This window comes from Bradyrhizobium centrolobii, assembly GCF_001641635.1.
GTDB lineage: Bacteria > Pseudomonadota > Alphaproteobacteria > Rhizobiales > Xanthobacteraceae > Bradyrhizobium > Bradyrhizobium centrolobii.
Genome location: NZ_LUUB01000022.1, coordinates 50,078 through 67,805, shown reverse-complemented (window position 1 = coordinate 67,805; position 17,728 = coordinate 50,078). Strand labels below are relative to the sequence as shown.

Here is a 17,728-nt window from a genome sequence, read left to right as displayed (position 1 = left end):
TCGGCTTCAGGACGGCGGTCTGGGCAGGAAAGCCAAAATGGTCTGGGCCAGGATGACACCCACGGTGCCGCCTGCCGCTTTTTGAAACACGTCCACGATCTGCGCATCGCGGTCGGGTGTGAGGGCTTGCATCACCTCGAGCCCAACGGCAACGGCCAAGACCAGCGTGCAAGCCAGCGTGACGCGTCCAGGCAGCAGGAAGGCCAGAAGGAAGCCCAGCAGGCCGTAGGCGCTGAAGCGCTCGATGACGACGACCCAATAGGCTTCGGCGTGGCCCGCGAGGGCAGGCCGGCCGGCGAGCTTCGCAAGCGTGGCGTAGACAATGAGCGCGAGGCAGATCGCTATGGCCGCGATGAGATGGTTTCGTCGCATTGCAGCATCATAACCGGCCGAGACGGGCGCCGCTTCGAAAGACGAGAATATCGTTAAGGTCTTCCACATCGGCTCCGGCGAAGGCCATGGATTCGACGAGACCGGTCAGGCCACCAGCGCTGCATCGTCGATCGGAGCTGCGGCCGCCGTCGCACGGTGCGAGGCGATCAGTTCGTTGAACTTCGCAAAGGGCAGGGGGGCGGCCACGAGATAGCCCTGGCCCTCTTCGACACCGCAGGAGATCAGCGCGCGGACCTGTTCTTCGGTCTCGATACCTTCCGCGACCACCGTCATGTGCAGGTCCCCGGCGAGCGCCACCAGCATCTCCACGATCGCCGTGGTCGACGCGTCCACCGTGATGGTGTCGACGAAGAACTTGTCGATCTTGATCGTGTTGGCACCCAGGCCCTTCAGCCTGGACAGCCCGCTGTGGCCGACGCCGACGTCGTCGATGGCGACGCGGAAGCCGTAGTCGCGCAGCTCGCGCACGACGGCCGCGGCGCGCGCAAGATCGTCGAGCTCGTCGCGCTCGGTCACCTCGACCACGATCTGACGCGCGGATACCCTGGCCGCGGCGACGGTGCTGCGGAGGGTCTCGACAAAGCCCGCGCTCAGAAGGTGCTTCGGCACGACGTTGAGCGAGAGCTTGAATTCCTTGTCGGCCTTCAGATGCGCTGAAGCTCGGCGAGCGCGCGGCCGAGAATCTGCCACGTCATGCTCTGGATGCGCCCACCGGATTCGGCCAGCGGGATGAAGTTCATCGGCGGCACCACCGCACCGTCCTCGCGCAGCCATCGTGCCAGGATCTCGCAGCCCCTGATCTGCCTGGTGCTGAGATCGAAGATCGGCTGGAAATAGGGTCTGAATTCGCCGCACGCCAGCGCGCGATCGAGATCGGCGACGGGCCCCTCCATGCGTCGCGTCCGCGACAGCAGGACGCCGAAGAGCACGCCCAGCGCAAGCGAGACGGCCATCGCCGGCCAATAGGCCTGGCCGTTCCATGCCGACAGCACGGTCCGGTCGATGCGGATGGTCGTGCGCAGCGGGTAGCGCGCCGAGCTTTTTTCGAACACGACCGGATGCGGCAACGCCTTGTCGGCGTCGAGCATGAACTTGCCGAGTTGCGCGCCGCTCGTGAGCGCCAGCAGCACCTCGCCATGCGCCCGCAATTCCGCCGGCATGATGTCGAACAGGCTGGAGTTGATGCCGAGTATGGCGACCAGCGCTTTCTTGTTGCCGATGTCCCGCATCACGCCGAGCGCGTCGCCACCGAACTGCTCGACGCGGAACAGCATCAGCTTCGAACCGCGTGAGGCAAGCATGTCGGCACGGTCGACCCAGCCCTTGTCGAACTCCAGCGTCTCCGAATAGGCCGAGCAGATCACCGATCCATCTGCGTTGACGAGACGGACATCCTTCACCGCGGCGCGCTGATAGACGTGCAGGCGGATCGCCTGGAGCGAGGCCGGATCGCAGCTGGCAAGCCCGCGGCCTGCCAGTTCATCGAGGTTTGCGGCGGCGAAGTCGACCGCGAATTCGGAGCGGCGCAGGACAACCTCCGTCAGCTCGTCGAGATGACGGACCTGCTGATCATGAATGAAGCTCGTCGCGGCGAAGTGACCGGCGAGCCCAAACGCCGCCGTGCCCGCAAGCACGAGCGCCGCCAGTGAGAATTTCGGCCGTGTTGATTTCATCCGGCCCGACGGGGGTTAAGAGAGGATTACCCGAATTCTAACCGTCGAGGCGCTAAGATAAGGTTTAAAACCAACGCCTGCGGTTGTATGAACCCAGGTTCACAGGCTCCTTCGGCGCGGATCGGCTGTCAAAGTACCTTCCCGCGGCCGTTCATCAAGATAACGTCAAGCGTGGCGGCGCAGGCGCGATTTCACGTAGGCAGAGCTGAGTTGGCCGGCGGCGGCACCAACATGCCAGCCTTCCGGCCCGGTAACCCACAAGCCCACTGCCACGAACAGGATGCTAATGCCGAACCAGATCGACATCACAATAAGGAAAGCGTTTGCCATGACGGCGGCCAACCGGGTCAGTTCAACGCCGATTGTAGGACCAGCCCTTGTCGGCATCGGTGGAGTAGCGGGCCGCGAAGTACGGATTCTTGAGGCAGTTTCGTGCGGGATCATAGATCCAGTCTGCGCATTCCCCGAAAATTCAGGAATCTGCAATCGAAGCCGAAGGCGCACCATGGCGCGCCGTTCGGAAATCCCAACCGCACAGGAACTTGCGCCGACGCCACTGAAGGTAGAGCCACGAGCAAAGCTACGGCGAATGTGCGGGACAACATGGTGCATCCCACATGGTGCATCCCTCCAACAGACTGTCGAGGGGATACCGAAGCCAGTTGAGCGACCGTTCTCCGCCAGAAAGGGACGACGTTCAATCCTTATCGCTGCAGCTTAACATCCGGGCGCGGAGAGATCGAGAGCGCTGAAGGCGTTCGGGCTGCGTCGATTGGCGTCTTTCGTTCATCGATTGATGAGGGAGGTCGCAGACGTCCATGAATTGTTGCGGCACGGCCGGCGCGACGGACGCTAGTTCTTCTTGGTGCTCTTGGATTTCAGCGTCAGGCCGAGGCGCAAGGCCATGCGTTTGATCGCATCGGGCGAGCGTCCGAGAAGTTTCGCCGCCTCTTCCAGCGAAGTCGAAGACTTGGCCAACTCCATCAGCCGGCGGTCTTCCTTGAACGACCAGGGCCTGCGCGCCATAACCGAAATCATCCTCTCGTCGACATAACGACAAAGCCGCCAAGCGGACCCATATTCGCTCGACGGCTTTGCTTGGGTGGGGCCGGGCCTGGGGAAGCCCGGTGAGGAAAATGGATAGGCGATCCGATAGACTTCGCAACAAACAACGCGGATTAAGCTAACCGCTCAACCTTACCGGGGTGAAATCGGCGCATGACGCTCCGTATAACCACGGAGTTTCGTTAACCGAGGTCGATCCGCGCGCGCCGATAGCCGCGATCGAGGATGCTCTGCCATCAGGCCCGGTTGTCGCAGAACCAGCGGACGGGTTTCGCAGGCCGGCTCTCGAAATCCCGCCAGCCGAGCTTGCGCTCGATCTTGCCCGGGGCCATGGCAGAGCGCAGGTCGTGACCGGGCCGGGCCGCCACGAGACTGATCAGGCCTGCGGCGAGCACCCGCGGTCCCGAGCGAGGGCTCGTCGAGTAGATCGCCGATGCGCTCGACTACATCGAGGTTGAGCGCGGCCCGCGCGCCGATATTGTAGGTCTCGCCGACCTTGCGCTCGAGCACCAGCGTCAGCCCCTCCGCGTGATCGGATATCGCGCGCGGCAATTTCCGGACGATGGAGATGACCCGTATGAGAGTGCATTCCGCCGCGATCACGGCTGCTGCACTGGTCTGAGGCTTTTTCGCCAAAGAGATTGGAGACGGACGGTTGAGGATGCGCATGATGGCGACGGGCCGGGCGTTGCGGTGGAGTGCAGAGCGTTTGATGCAAGTCTGAGCGCGTCCCGTTCGACGTCATTGCCGCGCGCTGCAAATCAACAACAATCAACGTTGATCGAATGATTTTACGGCGATCACTGCAACGTCTCGGGTCGAGAATTGATCCAGCGCGACGCATGCATTCAGCGGTGATCTCGACGAATGGCGTTGCGCTTCCCTCAGACGAGTCGTCACGAGATCGTCGAATTCGTTCGGCTATGATCGCGCAAACGACACGAGCCAATCAGAAGACCGAGATGCTTCAAAAAGCGCGAGCGGCACTCCCTCTTACAAAGATCAGGGAGCGGGCATTCGAAGGCGCGTTTTTCAGCGTTGCGCTGATCGCGATGGCAGGCTGGGTGTACTTCATCACGCTGCTGCTGGTGCGATTGTTCCTCTGGTTCCTCGGTTGACGCGCGAATGCGCGATCACTTCGCGAGCATGATGCTGTCCAAAATTTCTCGCGCCTGACAAGAAAATTGGCGGCGCACTTCATGATGTCGACACAACTCGAAGCTGAGAATGCCGCATTAGAAAGAAGATGGCGCTCCGTAACTGGGAAGAATTCCGAATGACGCTATTCGTGATCATCGTCTCGATCTTCGCAGGCTTCGTCGCAGGCTATGCGACGCGCGCGTGGCGATCCCGCATGCGGAGGGAGCGTCAACCGCTGTATCGGCCCTATGGTCCGACCGTGGCTCGGCAGAACCCGTCACTGGCGCGGGTGCGGCGTGCATTCTGAGGATTTGCAACCGAGCGGCGATCGCGTCTGTCCTTGCCTGCTCGAGATCGCCTCCGTCTTCGGGGCCATCGCACAGGACTGCGCATGGATCTTGCAAGAGCGATCCAAGCAGATCTTGCAAGCAGTGAAGTGATAGCCCTCCCTGTGATGGATTGAGGACTTTGGTCGATGCTCTGGCTGATTGCCCTGATTGTTCCGCTCGCGGGCGCATCGCTTTTTGTCTGGTTCTACGGTCGTCATCTCGACACCCTCAGCGGGCAGTGGATGGCGAGAGAGGTGGCGCGCCATGGTTAGTTCGAGGAACAATGCTCCGCGGCGATATTTCGTCGATGCGGTCGGGCGGCGCGTCCTGATAGGTCTGACGCTCGAGGAAACCTTCGAGTTTGAGCGGCTCGATAGCGAGTCGTCCACGGGTCAGCTGGGCAGGCCGGCCGCGCGCGACGGGGATACTCTGTGGCAGGCCGCCGGGGAGCAACGTTGGCTGGAACTGTACGAGAAGCACGAGGGCGCCTGGAAGGCCTGGATGGCACAAAGTCGCGCGGAGCAGCCCGAGGGCTTTAACATTTATTAACCATCGTCGGCCCATTTTCTGGTCTGGCGTTTCAACCGGAAAGTGCACGCATGTTCCAACTGTTCTTGCGGGCCCGCACCCAGAACTTCCTGAGAGATCACTTCCGGGGGGAACAGGTGTTTCGTGCGCGATCCCCCGAGCGCGACGCCGAAACGGATCGCACGCGCATCGAAGCCATCATGCTGGCGATTGAAAACGCGTTGCACGCGGCCGAGCGGGAGCAGTCAGGGTTGAACCGCCGGGTTGAAGACGTGCTGGCGCGGGCGGCCGTGACCTTCGGCAATGGCGACGACGAATATCTCGAGCGGGAGCCGCTGGACAATCATCACCAGGATTTGTTCGACAAGGAGATCCTGAACGGCCAGCGCAGGCTCAAGGAGCTCGGCGCCTCGATTGCCCATTTCAAATTCATCAAGGCGGCAATGCTCAGTCGCTTTCCGGAATACAGGCCGCCGATGGGCGGCACCAATTGACGGCTGGAGCGGTGCGCGGACGCCTCGCTGCGAGGGATGCCGCGCCTAGATCGCGAGCATGCTGTCGCCCTGGATGAACAGCAGGGTCAGATTGCCGGTGGCATATGCCCCCGTGTCGATATTGGCCCGGTTTTCAAGCAGCTCGGCCTGGCGCACCGGTGTATGGCCGTGCACGACATATTTGCCGAAGCGCTTCTTGCTCTGAAGAAATTCGTCCCTGATCCATAACAAATCCGATTCGCGCTGTTCGGAAAGCGGGATCCCCGGACGAACCCCCGCATGAACGAAGAAGAAGTCGCCGCAGGTGAACGTCGGCCGCAACTGGCGCAAGAACGCGACGTGCTGTAGGGGCATTGCAGACGCGAGCTCGCGCACGAGATCGGACTGCTCGTCCTTGCTGAGGCCCGGCGCGGCCGACACGCCGTAGGACATCATGGTCTGGAGCCCGCCGAACTGAAACCATTCGGTGACGCGCGAGGGATCCTCCAGCACCGAGGTGAAATACGCCTCGTGATTGCCCTTGAGGAAGACCGTGTTGCGGCGGCGGCTGCGCCTGATCAGGAGATCGAGGGTGTGACGCGAGTCCGGTCCGCGGTCGATGTAGTCGCCGAGAAAGACCTCGATGGCGCGATACGGCCGGCTATTCGCCATGTCGGCATCGATGACGGCGAACATCTGCTCGAGCAGGTGCGCGCAACCGTGGATGTCGCTGATTGCATAGATGCGCACGCCGTTCGGTAGTTTCGGCCGGGGCGAATTTTGGGGCGCGGTCGTGAGCATGGCGTTGAAGTCTTTCAGAGAGCTTCGCCCGAGATGTCAATATGCTATCGACGAAATCATGCTATCGACGAAATCGGGACGCCGTGAGCCGCTTTTTTCCCACGCATGCGGGGCGAATGCCCATTTGTGCGCCTGACGGATCACCGCACGCCTCTACGAATCGTCGACCCGTCACGCTCCGGCTTGCCTAGCCGATACCTTGGCTGTCGAGCGACGGCGCGGCCTTGCCGCGATAGACCGCCGCGCGAGTGCGGACCAGAAGCGCGCCGCAGAAATAGCCAAGCTGAAGCACCGCTGCAAAGACAAGGATCATAACAACGGTGTGAGCTGCACCATCTCCGTGCCAGGCAGAGACTGCACCGAGGATCGCAGCGCCAAGAATGATGGCGGGCGGCAGGATAAAGATTCGGAATCGGCCCCCCAGCAGCGATCCGATCAACAGACTGAAGACAACGACGGTACTCACGCAAAACTCCTCGAAATGGCCACGAGTGTTAATGGCGGCGACCTAACAACGGTTTAAACGATAGAGTTGAATAATCGTTCAAACTCGCGCGATAATGTGCGGAAATGACGCGAAAGTCGGCGTCGGATCGCCGCATGACCTTCCTCCGTAGAGGAGGTCAACGCGGATTGCGGCGCACCAGGCCTTCGTATAATTCGCGGATCGTTTCCGAAACGCCGTCTCATCACCACAATGGCAAGGGTAGCACGCCGTGCCTCCCGAACGGGGGCCGCACGATCGGTAGAACATTTTTCGCGGAGCGTATTTGAATCGTGGAGAATTGTTGAACGCCGTGGTCTTTGTTCAATCAAGTGGTTTTTGTTCAATCAATAAGAGATCGCGAACGGGCTCTCGAGGGCATCAACCATGTGAATGCCTCGGGCCAGGCCGCTGCACGCCTCGCGGCTGCGCGCGAGGCCGAGACGCCGAAAGGCAACAAGGGGCGCCAGGCGCTCTTCAACGCTGGGCTCGACGTGACGGTCTCGGCGCCGAACCACGTCTTCATCCACGGCCGCGGGGTGACTGCGGAGCTCGGCGGCTCCGTTCACGTGGGCGGCACGACCAACGGTCCGGTGCCGAAGGGCGCTTTCTCGCTTTTCCAGGGCAAGATGGCGGTGCTCGGAAAGACGTTGACCTTCACCAAGGGCAATCTCTCCTTCAACGGAGATCTCGCGCCCGAGCTCGATTTCGCGGCAGAGATACAGGCCTCCGACATCACCGCACAGGTCGGAATCTCGGGACCGGCGGGCCGCGCCGGTCTTCGCCTTCCACTCGCAGCCCGAGTTGCCGCAGGATGAGATCCTGTCGCGCATTCTCTTTCAGAAAGCTTCGGGCAGCCTGACGACCTCGCAGGCCGTGCAGCTCGCAGGGGCCGCGGCCCAGTTTGCAAGCGGTGGTGAGGGAACCGTGGACCGCATGCGCCGCTCGCTTGGGGTCGACAATCTGAACGTCGGCGCCGGGGCGGGCGGTCCGATGGTCGGCCCTCGCGCGCGCTCGGCGACAGGCTGAGCGTTGGCGTGCGGTGTCGGCCAATGTCGACGTGACGCGCCACATCCGCGTCGAGTCGGATGTCGATGCGAAGGGCTCGACATCCGTCGGGGTCGGCACGCGATTCGAATGGTAAGCCGCTGCCACGAGCCGTTCAAAGCGCCCGTTGGCGTCGACCACAGCTTGGACCTCTTGCCCTCTACGTCCGGGCTTCCGGATCAATCAAATTTCTTGAAGAACTTTCGATGAATTTTGACGACGGCATGCCTCAAGACGGGGAGCGCGCATTTGCGCGCTCCGATGGTCGACCTGGACACACTGGCTCTTGCCTTGACCGAACAGGGTTGTGTGTCACCTGACGGTGGAGTGGCAGAACTAGAAAATGACGAAGTCGCTAAAGTGAAGCGCCGCGTTATGAGCGCTTGCTGGACTCGTCTCGAGGGAAGGACCGAAGACTGCGCCGTGCCCAGCAGTGGCGTGGGATTCGTTCACAAGCGCGGTCATGTTACCGTGCACAGTATCCCCGTCCGCCAAGAAACTGCCCGGGGTTCCGGAATTTGTGCCAGCATGCTGGTGGAAATCAAATGCATCGTTGCCAGAGACTCTAGTCGCGAGGGAGAGAGTGGTCGCTCCATTGGTTACGGCGGGCGTGGAATTGAAATGAAGACTGTCGTGGGCAGCATCGATTGCGATGGTGCTAGTCGCGTTGCTGATCCCGGTCGTGCCGACAGACATTGGCGCGGTGCTTCCGGGAGCGGTGGTTTGAGTCGAGGCCGGATGGCTGGCGCTCACGGTGTTGTCGCCAGCCACATGGCCATCTAAAGAAGCTGACGACTCAGTTGGCGTAGATTCGGATGCGGATGTGGGCGGGTCGCCGAAATATTTTGCCCATGCCGCAGCCTCGAGCGGCTTGTGGTCGGCGGAACTGGTGAACTGATAATTTCCGCCGGAGTTCGAATCCCAGATATTCACGAAGCTGACGTTGACGCCCGATTGATGCAGCGTGTCGGCGAGCCACTTTGCGAAGGTCGGATTGTCGGTGAGACCCGCGCCGTCGTGCGTATTGCCGGCGCCGGTCTCGGCAATTGCGAATGGCTTGCCTGCCGATTTGGCGAGATCGATCAGCTGCTGCAGCGTGGTCGCATGGCCCTCGCTGCCATCGAGTGACCATTGGTTGGAGGCCGGGTAGGTGTAGTAGTGCTGGAGGTTGACCGGATCCGCCGCCCATTGCTGAACGCTCGAGTCGTAGACCGGGTGGGACGAGTTGAGGACCTGCCCGCTCTTGTCCCAGTCATACAGATGTGTCGGCGAGCCGTAGGGAAAGACATCGCCATAGGCGTCAGCGGCGATGATATCGACGTACTTATTCCCGGGGTAAGCCGTCTCGATCACGTTGCCGGCGTGGCTGTAATTCACGACGCTCGGGTTCCATGCCACCTGGATGTTCACCCCATCAGCCTGACCCGCAGCGTGCAACACCGTATAGATGTGCTGGAAGGCCTTGACCCAATCAGCGCGCGTTGTGGCGTCATTTCCGGCATAGGACGGCATGGTGTCGATATTCATCTCCCAGCCGGGCCGCCAGATCTGTGTCGTGAAGCCGTTGTCGGCCCAGGCCTTGACCATGCCCTGCAGAACGGAATCGTATTTCCCGGCCGCGAAGTCCTTGTAGAACTGATCAGGGGTTCCAGAACCTGACGCCGTCGAGGTCATCGGCAAGCCGATCACCGGCGTAACATCTTTGAGCACTGGCGACTGCGCCATCGAGGCGGCATTCCAGCTCGATTGACCAACCCATTCCGAGATAGGCAGTCGCTGATCGCCATACTGGTCGAGGAATTGCGGCGTGCTCTTCATCAGCGTTGAGAAGGCGTTGAAGTTTGCTTCGAAACTCGCCTCCTCCTTCGAATCAAAATAGTTTGGGTTTCCCACAAAGACGCCGAGAGGAAACGGCGTTGCGCCGGCAGTGTTCTGACTCATTGCTTGGTGCCCTTGCTGCTATTTTCTTTCATCCGCGTCTAAACGGCGATTGCGAAATAGTGATGTCGTCCTTCGACATCCAGCCGCCGCGACTCCGCCACGTATCTGGCAGCTCAATCGCGGCGCCGATGGAGCAATTGAGATGCCGACGCGGAAGGGATTTCAGCCAAGCTTGCCTTATCAGGTGCCACCAGACACAGCGGGCTTTGGCTGTTCTGCGGGCAGACGAATCCTTGCGAGCAAAGATTCGCAACGAGGCCTGGAAGACGACGGCCTGCGCTACGCAGGTATCGTATCGACCGACCGGGGGCTGATGCTGTTCAAGGAATGTTCTTCGTTCGGGACACCGAAGCCCGACGACGTCGTGCCGCTCACGACGGCCACGAAGCCGTGGCCACGTTTGCGAGCGCCGCGCAAGAAGATTGCGCCGTAGCGCTCTGAGCAGGATTACGCCGTATGTGCGGTGTGCCCAATCAATTCGCGGGATTCACCAGGAAGGCCGAGCGAGGCTCGGCCATGGTCCGACAACCGGAGCGCGCAAAGCGCTTTCGGGCCTCAGCGAAGCTTCGGGTTCCCCATGGGAGCCGTGCTGCCTTCGACAATCGCGGGGCCGATCGTATGCCTCAACAAAGCGCTGAAGACATATCCCGCCCTGAAGAGCAGCGGCGAATAGGAGGATCGACCACAGCGCCTGCGCCTGAGACCAGTCCTGAACGATTGAGAGCGTGGTCAGTGCGATGGAACCGAGGAACAGGAACGGCAGCAAAATAAAGAAGCGAAACCGGATTCCCAAAGCCAATCCAATCAATGCACTACAAACTGCCAGCGCGGTCACACCTTGTTTCTCTTTTACGCCACACTGCTTAATGGCCGGCGTCTAAGATTGGTTTAAGGGTTTGAGTCATATTGTGCTGACGTGAAGGTTGCGTGCTGGTCCGATCCGCATGCGCAGAAGCAGTATCGACACATCTTTTTTTGCAGAGCCGTTACGCGCGTGCGTACGTCTGCGCCGTTGCGCGATGTGTATGTCCGCTGCTTAACGAAGTGTCAAAGGCGTGATGTCAATCCGTGCAGTTGATCAATCTTCGTTGTGCGAGTCGCGCCGCGCGCAAGCTCTATGCCCTCTGTGAGCAATCGCGCATCACGAATTGATTGATCGTGCATCATGCTGTGATCGATCGACGCGCGTCACAATATTGCAATGCGGAAAACGAAATTGATTTTGTTGGTGCGGTGCCACAATATCGCTGCGTTTGGTAAACAACTTCCGCCGGCAATTCGCGAGAATCCCAATCTTGTCGGCAAGCCTTGGTGCAAGACTTTTTCGCAGTGTCCGACTCTTTTCCCTTCTCATTTGATGCATGTGTTCGTTTGCGTTCGTGCGGCCTGCGGCCGTTGAAGTGAAGAGGTTCGTGATGTCCGCAACTACGTATGGCTCCGATGGTCTCCGCGTACTGACGTCGAACCGTGGGACCTCATTGCAGAGACCGTTTCAGCTTTTCGTCATCGCCGGCGACTTCGTGCTCGTCGTGCTGAGCTACGCGGCTGCGGGCCTGCTTTATCGCGAGTACATGAGTCTGCCGACCGATCCCGATAATTCGCTGGGTGCCGGATTGATCGTAGGCATCGTGTTCGTCATGGCCGCTTACTTTCAGGGCGTTTATGACAACCACAGACTGCTGAATACACTTTGGCAGATGCGCAAGGTCGTAGTTATCTGGCTGTTCGCGCTCACCACACTCGCGGTCGCCGCCTTCCTGCTGAAGTCCACGGCCGATCTGTCCCGCGGGACCATCATCCTGTTTACCGTGCTGGGAGCGGCCGGGCTCGTCGCGCACCGCGTCATCTGGCGCTACAGCCTGTCGTCGGCCTTCGCCAAGGAACGGCTGATCGACCGCAAGGTCATCCTGCTCAGTCTGCGGTCGCTGGATTTCACCTCCAACCGGTTCAAGGATCTCCGCAAGCATGGGTTTGACGTCGTGTGCCACTTCGTGCTCGACGCTGCCTCGGATCTGGATGACAGTGCCTGGCACCAGCAGATCGCTGATGTGATCCGGCAATCGCGCGCGGCCGACGTCGATGAATATCTCGTGGCGATCGACTGGAACGAACTGCCGATGCTCCAGAGGCTGTGTCAGCACCTGCGGATGGTTCCGCAACCGATCCGCCTCTTGCCCGATTTCCCGATCGCCGATTTGGTCTCGAGGCCCTTCCTGCCCGTCAGTGGAACCGTCGCCATCGAGATCCAGCGGCCGCCGCTGACGGTGCTCGAGCGGATCCAGAAGCGTTGCCTCGATATCGGGCTTGCATCCATTGCGCTGCTGATGCTGGCGCCGCTGATCACGGTGGCAGCGATCCTGGTCAAGCTTGATACGCCGGGCCCCATCATTTTCCGGCAGTCGCGTCGCGGTTTTAACGGCAAGCCGTTCCAGATCTGGAAGTTCCGCAGCATGACCGTGACCGAGAACGGCAGCACGATCACACAGGCCAGGAAGCAGGACTCGCGGGTGACCCGGGTCGGGCGTCTCCTGCGCAAGACCAGCATCGACGAGTTGCCGCAACTCTGGAACGTGCTCCGCGGCGAGATGTCGCTGGTCGGCCCGCGCCCGCACGCGCTCGCGCACGACAATTACTACGACCAGGTGATCAGCAAGTACGTCTACCGCCATCACATGAAGCCCGGCCTGACCGGCTGGGCCCAGGTCAATGGCTTCCGCGGCGAGACGCCGACCATCGACCTGATGGAGAAGCGCGTGGAGTACGACGTTTGGTATGTGAGCAACTGGAGCATCTGGCTCGACATCCGGATCATTCTCCGGACCGCGGCCGCGCTGATGTATCAGGAAGCCTATTGAGGCCGCCTTGGCTTCAGACGGCGAGCATGCTGCTGCCCTGGATCGTCATCAATGTCAGGTTGCCGGTCGCATAGGCGCCGGTATCGATATTGGCACGGTTTTCCAGCAGTTCTGGACTGCGCACCGGCGTGTGGCCGTGCACGATGTACTTACCGAAGTTCTGCTGGCTCTGCAGAAATTCCTCGCGGATCCAGAGCAGGTCCGCTTCGTGCTGTTCGGCGAGCGGTACGCCGGGGCGCACACCGGCGTGGACGAAAAAGAAGTCTCCACAGGTGAAGGTCAGCCGCAGCTTGCTCAGAAACTCCAGGTGTTGGCGTGGCATCGCGCGCGCCAATTCCCGTACCAAGGCGTGCCGCTCCTTTTCGTCAGGGCTGGGGGAGGGGGCCAGCCCATAGGACATCAGCGTGTACAGCCCACCGACGCGGAGCCACTCGGTCAGGAGCGACGGGTTGCTCAGGACGTTGCCAAGAAACTCTTCGTGGTTTCCCTTCAGGAAGACCGTGTTGCCTCGATGGCTGCGGTTGATCAGGATGTCGAGGGTCGATCGTGAATCCGGGCCGCGGTCGACGTAATCACCCATGTATACTTCGATCGCGTAGCGCGGGCGGCTGCGCGCGACGTCGGCGTCAATGACCCGCAGCATCTGTCTCAGCAGATGTGCGCAACCATGTATGTCGGTCATTGCATAGATTCGTACACCATCTGGCAGTCTTGGCTTGTTCTTGGACGGACGCGATCGGAGCGGAGGCGACATCTGATGGTGGGAGGTCTCGATAAAGTATTGCAGCATCTTAGCTCTGAAGCGGCGCTCCCGCGAGGTACGTCTCACGAATCGAAGTCCATGAGCGCGCATAGGTACGCCAAAGCACGGCCAAAATGGCACCAAGACGGCGCGGCGCTGCGTTGCACAAAAATTTCAGGGGCGAAGCGATGGGATTTCCGGTCGCGGATTGTCGCGATCGGCCTCGCGCCGGTGCGGCTCAACCGGGAATAGCTGCCCTGTCGTCGGCCTTGATAGCCTCAACGACTATCATAAATCCGGCATTCAAGCTTGCACGCCCTGCTCAAGAAGGATCCGGAAAGCTCGGTCTTGGCGATCGGGGCTCGAAGAGGTTGTCCGAACAGCCTCGCTTTTGGCCTCCGTCCACGTAGCAGCCTAAGCACCTCAGTATTGAAACACCAGATCAGGATTGCGCGGGTTCACATACCGGACGTAAGTCCGGTTCGGACCATAGTAGTAATGGGGTTCTTCGCTCCTGGTGCGCGGATCTAAGGTGTAGGAATAGGCCCGCTCGAGCGAGCGATGCCGAACATGAACCGCTTCCGGGCAACCGCATCTCGGACCGCAATAGGGATTCGGCCCGCGATCGATCCGCAGGACGGTTGCTGCGGAGGGGGCCTGCCGCGGATGTGCCGCATAGTCGGCAGCGCACGCCGGCGTGGCGAAAATGATCACCGTCGAGGCGAGCGCAACAAGGTCTGCATAGGATCGTGACATCGCATAGGTTCCCCTGATTGCCATTAACCTTAGACGTTCGCGCCAGTGTGAACAACCAGGCGGATATTGCCGTGGGAAAATTGGATGAAGTGTGGCCGAGATGGATCAGTAAGACCGTCCGCTCCTCGCGCATGCGCTGCTGGTCACCTCCGCATTCGTGGCGTTTCGCGCCCGATTTCAGCCACGCAGTGCCGGAGCGAATGTCGGATCGATAGATTGAACCACGTCTTGCAGAAAAGCCTTACCGAGATCCGATGCCCTCCGATAGGCGGACACGATCGCTGGTTTCAACTCCGGCCGGCGGGTCATAATCAGCCGAACGTCGCTTCGTACGAGGTCCTTGATGTCCGGGTCGGCGAGCGCATCGAAACGGCCCGCTATGTCGAGCCGCACCGGCATCAATCGCGCATCGGTTGGCGCGGTCAAATAGCCCATCTTCAACGCCTCGAACACGACGGGATCGTGCGGGTCGCGTTGAGCCTGCAGCAGCACCAGAGCCAACCACAGCTCAGGACTGTATGGCGAGGTCGACAGAGTCTGCTTGACCCTGCCAAGCGCGTCAGCGTGCTGGGGTGATTGAACGGTCACCGGCCTTTTTCGGCCAAACTCGATCGCCTGCAACGCAGCGATCAAGGTATGATTGTTTTTCAGTTCCGACCCGAAAGGAGAGAGCGCTGCAAGAAAGGACGGCACGTCTCCAGCCCAGGGCGAGCTGATCCTGGTTGCATCGGATGGAAATGCCGCGCGCTCCAGCGCCGTCGTCTCCGCCAGGGCCGAGACCATGACATAAGATCCGACGGCCAGCGCCAATGCCATCAGAAGGATGCGAAATCTGCTCACGGAGGTCATTGGAGCTTCGCTAGCATTTGAGGCCACTGGTCCGGCCCGCAGATTGTGCAAGTCCCAGTCCGATCGTCACAGCCACGATAATCCGGACCGCGGGGCTCAAGAGGCTCGCATCGAGGAAGCTTTCGCAGAATACAAGCAGGACGCCAGCGGCTGCGGCCGATGCGAAGAAGAAATCGCGTCCCCGTCTGATGGCGCCGCGAAAGGTAAAGAAGAACAGCTGGGCGGCGAAGCCTGCCAGGATCACGAGCGCCAGTCGCCCTGACTCGATCGCGATCAAGACCGCGGAGGAAGGGGGGATTACCACTGCCGCGGCGCCGAAGTCCTGATAGGCCCTCGATGCCAGAGGGAATGTTCCGACGCCATTTCCCAACCACGGTGCATCGGAGAGCAGGCGTTCGGCCAGCGCCATCGCTCCCGGGGCGAAGCTGACGAGTCCAAGCAGGCCCGAACCACCGGACTGAAGGCGCTGCACGGCGAGGGAGCCGGCGATCGCCATGAGAACCGCAAATAAAATCGCCGATGGCCAGGAGCGAAATCCCAGGCGGCGGGCGGCGGCAATGAAAACGATCACGGTTAATCCCAGGCCAACTGCCGCCAATAGTGTGCCTCGTGCGAGGCTCGCCATAGCGGCGACCGCCGCGGCAATTCCGAACAGGCCGCAAAGAAGCCCGAGCCACAGCGGGACGGAGGCCAGATTCCGGATATCCTGCTGGTGCAAGTGCCGTTCGATTGCCCGGGCGACGAGCGCGGCATTGGCCACCGTGGCGAGCGCGGCTGCTGCCGGAAATGGGCTCGTGGGCGCGCTTGCGTCGGGAAGCATGCCGGCGAACAGATCGAGCCGGCCGAGCAAGACCTCGACCGACATGAAGGTCGTTACCGCGCACAGCACGAACAAGATTGTTTCGGCCCTGTGGCGATCCTTGGCGAGGATGACGGTCGACACCACCAGCGACACGTCGGTCAAATAAAGAAAGAGGCTTCGCAGCGTCGCGCCGGGATCAAGGCTGATGCGGCCCGGCAGCGATGGGTCGTTCAGTGCGATGGAAGTCGCCGACCAGATCGGATGTGCCGGCAATGAAGAGGGCAGCGGAAAGGTTTGCAGTACCATCCAGACAACCGGAATCAGAATCGCGGGCGCAAATCGCTTCAACAACGGCGCGGTCGACGCGATTTCAGCCTCCGGTCCCCTTGCCGCAATGGCCAGCATGATTGCGGCGACAAGCGCTCCCGCATGCTGTGCTAAAGCAAGATTGGCTATTGCCAAGATCGGAGTTGCGGCCAGCAGTACGATCAGAAGGTAGGAAGCAGTCAACAAAATGCGAGACTTCAAAGCAGGATTGGGATCGGGGGCGGGATGGAGTTCACCGCGACAAGGGGCGGCGAGCGCCAACTATCGCATAGGCGGACACACGACGCCAACGCGGTCCGCCGATCGCGCTGCTTCTCGAGCATGTGACCCGACGGGTAGACAGCGTCATCACCGGTCCTTGGCACACGTCAGGGGGAATGCAGCATCGAGTTGCGGAATTGTGCGAGCGGGATGCTCCGCTCCTTGTTCAGCCAAGGGAACCGTGACGAGGCAGTCGCCGGCTGAGTTATGGAGCATGGCAGTTTTGCGACAAGTAACGGAGAGCCGTAGACAATCCGCCGATCGGCACCGCTCCATGGATCGCGGCCGGCTTGGTCTCAATCTCGACCGAAAGCTCGGTCGCACCCTGCCAGTCGCTGGCCGCAAGCCTCGACGCGTCCGCGGGCAGCAATAGAGCCGCACCGCCCTGAATCACGGATGCTTCGAATTGCGCGCGCTTTTCTCCTGCTAGCAGGACCACGGTCGGCCGCGTAGAGCGTGACAGCGGTTCGAGAACGATAAGCACGACTTCAATGCCGTTCTTCCCGCATTGCAGGCTCAAGCCTGCAAGGCGTGCATCCGATCTTGCACTGTCGACAACATGCATCGCTGAAACGGCGTTGGCGCCGCCGTCAGGGTCTCTGCTCTTCACCAGCAGCCATCCTCCCTCAAGCTGCGTCGATTGGCTGCCGGTCTCGACCTGCCTGAATGCCTCCTCGTCGCACCGCAGACGCTGCTCGGGGCCGACGCCGGACGCACAATTCAGCATGCCCGGCCGCGGCGGTTCGGCACGGCCGGAACCACCGGCAACAACCAACAGGGCGGCGCAGAGCAGGGCTGCACGCATCATGACAACGCAACTCTCATTGGAACCAGATTTTTCACGTCTTGCCCAACAACTGCATCAGAAAGATGATCCATCGCACCGCGAAACTTTGTTGCTTCTGCCTGAACGCAATCGTCGCCGACCGATCACTATGACGGTTTTCTTATCAGACTACATGCATCGCCCATCAGGGCGCAGATGAGGGCTCGCAACGAAACCGCGCACAAGTGAACCAAAGAGTCGCTTGCGCCCTCGTGTCCATCAACAAATGCTGACCTGCCTGGAACTTAATCGTCGACGCGATGCAAATGAGGCACGCCCCTGCCCAATTCCTGATCGAGGGCGGCGATCTGTAGCTGCACTGCAACAACATCCCCTTATTCTCGGCTGCGACATTCTCTCCTTATTCTGACCATCTCCTGCGGCTTCGTTTGCGCCACTTCGGGATTTGGCCGGATCTAAACTGGCAAGTGATGGG

General features: G+C 60.7%; 24 protein-coding genes. 9 read left to right on the top strand and 15 right to left on the bottom strand.

All coding sequences use genetic code 11. The features are described 5' to 3' along the window. Nucleotides 1–6 precede the first annotated feature (6 nt). The 6 genes from AYJ54_RS03110 to AYJ54_RS51675 all read right to left on the bottom strand — a co-directional run bounded on the left by AYJ54_RS03110 (nucleotide 7) and on the right by AYJ54_RS51675 (nucleotide 3,526). Nucleotides 7–372: a VanZ family protein gene (locus AYJ54_RS03110; RefSeq protein ID WP_063696642.1), complete on the bottom strand. Its 366-nt coding sequence runs from the start codon at nucleotides 370–372 to the stop codon at nucleotides 7–9. A 105-nt stretch (nucleotides 373–477) separates the two neighbouring features. Then, nucleotides 478–1,083 carry an EAL domain-containing protein gene (locus AYJ54_RS54285; RefSeq protein WP_283808627.1) on the bottom strand — a complete coding sequence of 202 codons (606 nt, stop codon included), beginning with the start codon at nucleotides 1,081–1,083 and terminating at the stop codon, nucleotides 478–480. Then, nucleotides 1,038–2,066: an EAL domain-containing protein gene (locus tag AYJ54_RS54280; RefSeq protein WP_283808626.1), complete on the bottom strand. Its 1,029-nt coding sequence runs from the start codon at nucleotides 2,064–2,066 to the stop codon at nucleotides 1,038–1,040. Before AYJ54_RS54280 ends, AYJ54_RS54285 begins: the two co-directional genes overlap by 46 nt. A gap of 165 nt (nucleotides 2,067–2,231) precedes the next feature. Next, nucleotides 2,232–2,396: a hypothetical protein gene (locus AYJ54_RS50525; protein ID WP_161491801.1), complete on the bottom strand. Its 165-nt coding sequence runs from the start codon at nucleotides 2,394–2,396 to the stop codon at nucleotides 2,232–2,234. A 522-nt stretch (nucleotides 2,397–2,918) separates the two neighbouring features. Continuing rightward, nucleotides 2,919–3,092, bottom strand: a complete 174-nt coding sequence (locus AYJ54_RS51100; protein WP_201724117.1) for a hypothetical protein — start codon at nucleotides 3,090–3,092, stop codon at nucleotides 2,919–2,921. Between the two features lie 275 nt (nucleotides 3,093–3,367). Beyond that, on the bottom strand, nucleotides 3,368–3,526 hold the full coding sequence (locus AYJ54_RS51675; RefSeq protein ID WP_161491800.1) for a hypothetical protein: 159 nt from the start codon (nucleotides 3,524–3,526) through the stop codon (nucleotides 3,368–3,370). A gap of 567 nt (nucleotides 3,527–4,093) precedes the next feature. Between AYJ54_RS51675 and AYJ54_RS51090 the strand changes: the two genes are divergently transcribed. The 5 genes from AYJ54_RS51090 to AYJ54_RS03080 all read left to right on the top strand — a co-directional run bounded on the left by AYJ54_RS51090 (nucleotide 4,094) and on the right by AYJ54_RS03080 (nucleotide 5,622). Beyond that, nucleotides 4,094–4,249: a hypothetical protein gene (locus tag AYJ54_RS51090; RefSeq protein ID WP_201724115.1), complete on the top strand. Its 156-nt coding sequence runs from the start codon at nucleotides 4,094–4,096 to the stop codon at nucleotides 4,247–4,249. Nucleotides 4,250–4,407: 158 nt separating this feature from the next. Further along, nucleotides 4,408–4,578, top strand: a complete 171-nt coding sequence (locus AYJ54_RS50515; RefSeq protein ID WP_161491799.1) for a hypothetical protein — start codon at nucleotides 4,408–4,410, stop codon at nucleotides 4,576–4,578. A 168-nt stretch (nucleotides 4,579–4,746) separates the two neighbouring features. Beyond that, nucleotides 4,747–4,872: a hypothetical protein gene (locus tag AYJ54_RS53385; RefSeq protein WP_283808625.1), complete on the top strand. Its 126-nt coding sequence runs from the start codon at nucleotides 4,747–4,749 to the stop codon at nucleotides 4,870–4,872. After that, nucleotides 4,865–5,149: a hypothetical protein gene (locus AYJ54_RS03085; RefSeq protein ID WP_063696403.1), complete on the top strand. Its 285-nt coding sequence runs from the start codon at nucleotides 4,865–4,867 to the stop codon at nucleotides 5,147–5,149. The genes AYJ54_RS53385 and AYJ54_RS03085 overlap by 8 nt, the downstream gene beginning before the upstream one ends. Before the next feature lie 50 nt (nucleotides 5,150–5,199). Then, a complete protein-coding gene (locus AYJ54_RS03080) occupies nucleotides 5,200–5,622 on the top strand; it encodes a hypothetical protein (RefSeq protein ID WP_063696402.1) in 423 nt (140 codons plus the stop codon). 45 nt (nucleotides 5,623–5,667) lie between these two features. Here AYJ54_RS03080 and AYJ54_RS03075 read toward each other — a convergent pair whose 3' ends face one another. Together AYJ54_RS03075 and AYJ54_RS03070 are read right to left on the bottom strand one after the other, a co-directional pair. Then, the gene (locus tag AYJ54_RS03075; RefSeq protein ID WP_063696401.1) at nucleotides 5,668–6,402 is read right to left on the bottom strand and encodes a metallophosphoesterase family protein; all 735 of its coding nucleotides are present in this window, start codon (nucleotides 6,400–6,402) and stop codon (nucleotides 5,668–5,670) included. A 187-nt stretch (nucleotides 6,403–6,589) separates the two neighbouring features. Next, complete coding sequence (locus tag AYJ54_RS03070) at nucleotides 6,590–6,868, bottom strand: hypothetical protein (protein WP_063696400.1); 279 nt, start codon at nucleotides 6,866–6,868, stop codon at nucleotides 6,590–6,592. 407 nt (nucleotides 6,869–7,275) lie between these two features. On the opposite strand from AYJ54_RS03070, the gene AYJ54_RS46635 reads away from it, so the two are divergent. Beyond that, the gene (locus tag AYJ54_RS46635) at nucleotides 7,276–7,704 is read left to right on the top strand and encodes a translocation/assembly module TamB domain-containing protein (RefSeq protein ID WP_063696399.1); all 429 of its coding nucleotides are present in this window, start codon (nucleotides 7,276–7,278) and stop codon (nucleotides 7,702–7,704) included. Beyond that, complete coding sequence (locus AYJ54_RS53380) at nucleotides 7,691–7,915, top strand: translocation/assembly module TamB domain-containing protein (RefSeq protein ID WP_063696398.1); 225 nt, start codon at nucleotides 7,691–7,693, stop codon at nucleotides 7,913–7,915. Before AYJ54_RS46635 ends, AYJ54_RS53380 begins: the two co-directional genes overlap by 14 nt. Before the next feature lie 354 nt (nucleotides 7,916–8,269). Here the strand turns inward: AYJ54_RS53380 and AYJ54_RS03055 are convergent, their stop codons facing one another. Next, entirely contained in the window at nucleotides 8,270–9,874 is a 1,605-nt protein-coding gene (locus tag AYJ54_RS03055; RefSeq protein WP_063696397.1) for a glycoside hydrolase family 26 protein, read from the bottom strand. Between the two features lie 142 nt (nucleotides 9,875–10,016). Between AYJ54_RS03055 and AYJ54_RS48855 the strand changes: the two genes are divergently transcribed. After that, nucleotides 10,017–10,307 carry a hypothetical protein gene (locus AYJ54_RS48855; protein WP_136623405.1) on the top strand — a complete coding sequence of 97 codons (291 nt, stop codon included), beginning with the start codon at nucleotides 10,017–10,019 and terminating at the stop codon, nucleotides 10,305–10,307. Nucleotides 10,308–10,361: 54 nt separating this feature from the next. Here AYJ54_RS48855 and AYJ54_RS48850 read toward each other — a convergent pair whose 3' ends face one another. Then, nucleotides 10,362–10,709: a hypothetical protein gene (locus tag AYJ54_RS48850; RefSeq protein ID WP_136623404.1), complete on the bottom strand. Its 348-nt coding sequence runs from the start codon at nucleotides 10,707–10,709 to the stop codon at nucleotides 10,362–10,364. A gap of 580 nt (nucleotides 10,710–11,289) precedes the next feature. On the opposite strand from AYJ54_RS48850, the gene AYJ54_RS03050 reads away from it, so the two are divergent. Next, complete coding sequence (locus AYJ54_RS03050) at nucleotides 11,290–12,729, top strand: undecaprenyl-phosphate glucose phosphotransferase (protein WP_063696640.1); 1,440 nt, start codon at nucleotides 11,290–11,292, stop codon at nucleotides 12,727–12,729. A gap of 13 nt (nucleotides 12,730–12,742) precedes the next feature. Here AYJ54_RS03050 and AYJ54_RS03045 read toward each other — a convergent pair whose 3' ends face one another. From AYJ54_RS03045 to AYJ54_RS03025, 5 genes are all read right to left on the bottom strand, one after another. Further along, entirely contained in the window at nucleotides 12,743–13,411 is a 669-nt protein-coding gene (locus AYJ54_RS03045; protein ID WP_245328859.1) for a metallophosphoesterase, read from the bottom strand. Nucleotides 13,412–13,894: 483 nt separating this feature from the next. Next, nucleotides 13,895–14,227 (bottom strand): hypothetical protein, encoded by a 333-nt coding sequence (locus tag AYJ54_RS03040; protein ID WP_136623403.1) that lies wholly within the window; start codon nucleotides 14,225–14,227, stop codon nucleotides 13,895–13,897. Between the two features lie 177 nt (nucleotides 14,228–14,404). Continuing rightward, a complete protein-coding gene (locus AYJ54_RS03035) occupies nucleotides 14,405–15,076 on the bottom strand; it encodes a hypothetical protein (protein ID WP_063696395.1) in 672 nt (223 codons plus the stop codon). A 10-nt stretch (nucleotides 15,077–15,086) separates the two neighbouring features. After that, complete coding sequence (locus AYJ54_RS03030) at nucleotides 15,087–16,388, bottom strand: hypothetical protein (protein ID WP_136623402.1); 1,302 nt, start codon at nucleotides 16,386–16,388, stop codon at nucleotides 15,087–15,089. Between the two features lie 283 nt (nucleotides 16,389–16,671). Next, a complete protein-coding gene (locus tag AYJ54_RS03025; protein ID WP_063696393.1) occupies nucleotides 16,672–17,274 on the bottom strand; it encodes a hypothetical protein in 603 nt (200 codons plus the stop codon). Nucleotides 17,275–17,728 lie beyond the last annotated feature (454 nt).

Bases quoted from the DNA above. Each gene is read 5' to 3' on its own strand.
- AYJ54_RS03110 (WP_063696642.1), bottom strand. From the start codon at position 372: ATGCGACGAAACCATCTCATCGCGGCCATAGCGATCTGCCTCGCGCTC.
- AYJ54_RS54280 (WP_283808626.1), bottom strand. From the start codon at position 2,066: ATGAAATCAACACGGCCGAAATTCTCACTGGCGGCGCTCGTGCTTGCG.
- AYJ54_RS50525 (WP_161491801.1), bottom strand. From the start codon at position 2,396: ATGGCAAACGCTTTCCTTATTGTGATGTCGATCTGGTTCGGCATTAGC.
- AYJ54_RS51100 (WP_201724117.1), bottom strand. From the start codon at position 3,092: ATGGCGCGCAGGCCCTGGTCGTTCAAGGAAGACCGCCGGCTGATGGAG.
- AYJ54_RS51090 (WP_201724115.1), top strand. From the start codon at position 4,094: ATGCTTCAAAAAGCGCGAGCGGCACTCCCTCTTACAAAGATCAGGGAG.
- AYJ54_RS50515 (WP_161491799.1), top strand. From the start codon at position 4,408: ATGACGCTATTCGTGATCATCGTCTCGATCTTCGCAGGCTTCGTCGCA.
- AYJ54_RS53385 (WP_283808625.1), top strand. From the start codon at position 4,747: ATGCTCTGGCTGATTGCCCTGATTGTTCCGCTCGCGGGCGCATCGCTT.
- AYJ54_RS03085 (WP_063696403.1), top strand. From the start codon at position 4,865: ATGGTTAGTTCGAGGAACAATGCTCCGCGGCGATATTTCGTCGATGCG.
- AYJ54_RS03080 (WP_063696402.1), top strand. From the start codon at position 5,200: ATGTTCCAACTGTTCTTGCGGGCCCGCACCCAGAACTTCCTGAGAGAT.
- AYJ54_RS03075 (WP_063696401.1), bottom strand. From the start codon at position 6,402: ATGCTCACGACCGCGCCCCAAAATTCGCCCCGGCCGAAACTACCGAAC.
- AYJ54_RS03055 (WP_063696397.1), bottom strand. From the start codon at position 9,874: ATGAGTCAGAACACTGCCGGCGCAACGCCGTTTCCTCTCGGCGTCTTT.
- AYJ54_RS48855 (WP_136623405.1), top strand. From the start codon at position 10,017: ATGCCGACGCGGAAGGGATTTCAGCCAAGCTTGCCTTATCAGGTGCCA.
- AYJ54_RS03050 (WP_063696640.1), top strand. From the start codon at position 11,290: ATGTCCGCAACTACGTATGGCTCCGATGGTCTCCGCGTACTGACGTCG.
- AYJ54_RS03045 (WP_245328859.1), bottom strand. From the start codon at position 13,411: ATGACCGACATACATGGTTGCGCACATCTGCTGAGACAGATGCTGCGG.
- AYJ54_RS03040 (WP_136623403.1), bottom strand. From the start codon at position 14,227: ATGTCACGATCCTATGCAGACCTTGTTGCGCTCGCCTCGACGGTGATC.
- AYJ54_RS03035 (WP_063696395.1), bottom strand. From the start codon at position 15,076: ATGACCTCCGTGAGCAGATTTCGCATCCTTCTGATGGCATTGGCGCTG.
- AYJ54_RS03025 (WP_063696393.1), bottom strand. From the start codon at position 17,274: ATGATGCGTGCAGCCCTGCTCTGCGCCGCCCTGTTGGTTGTTGCCGGT.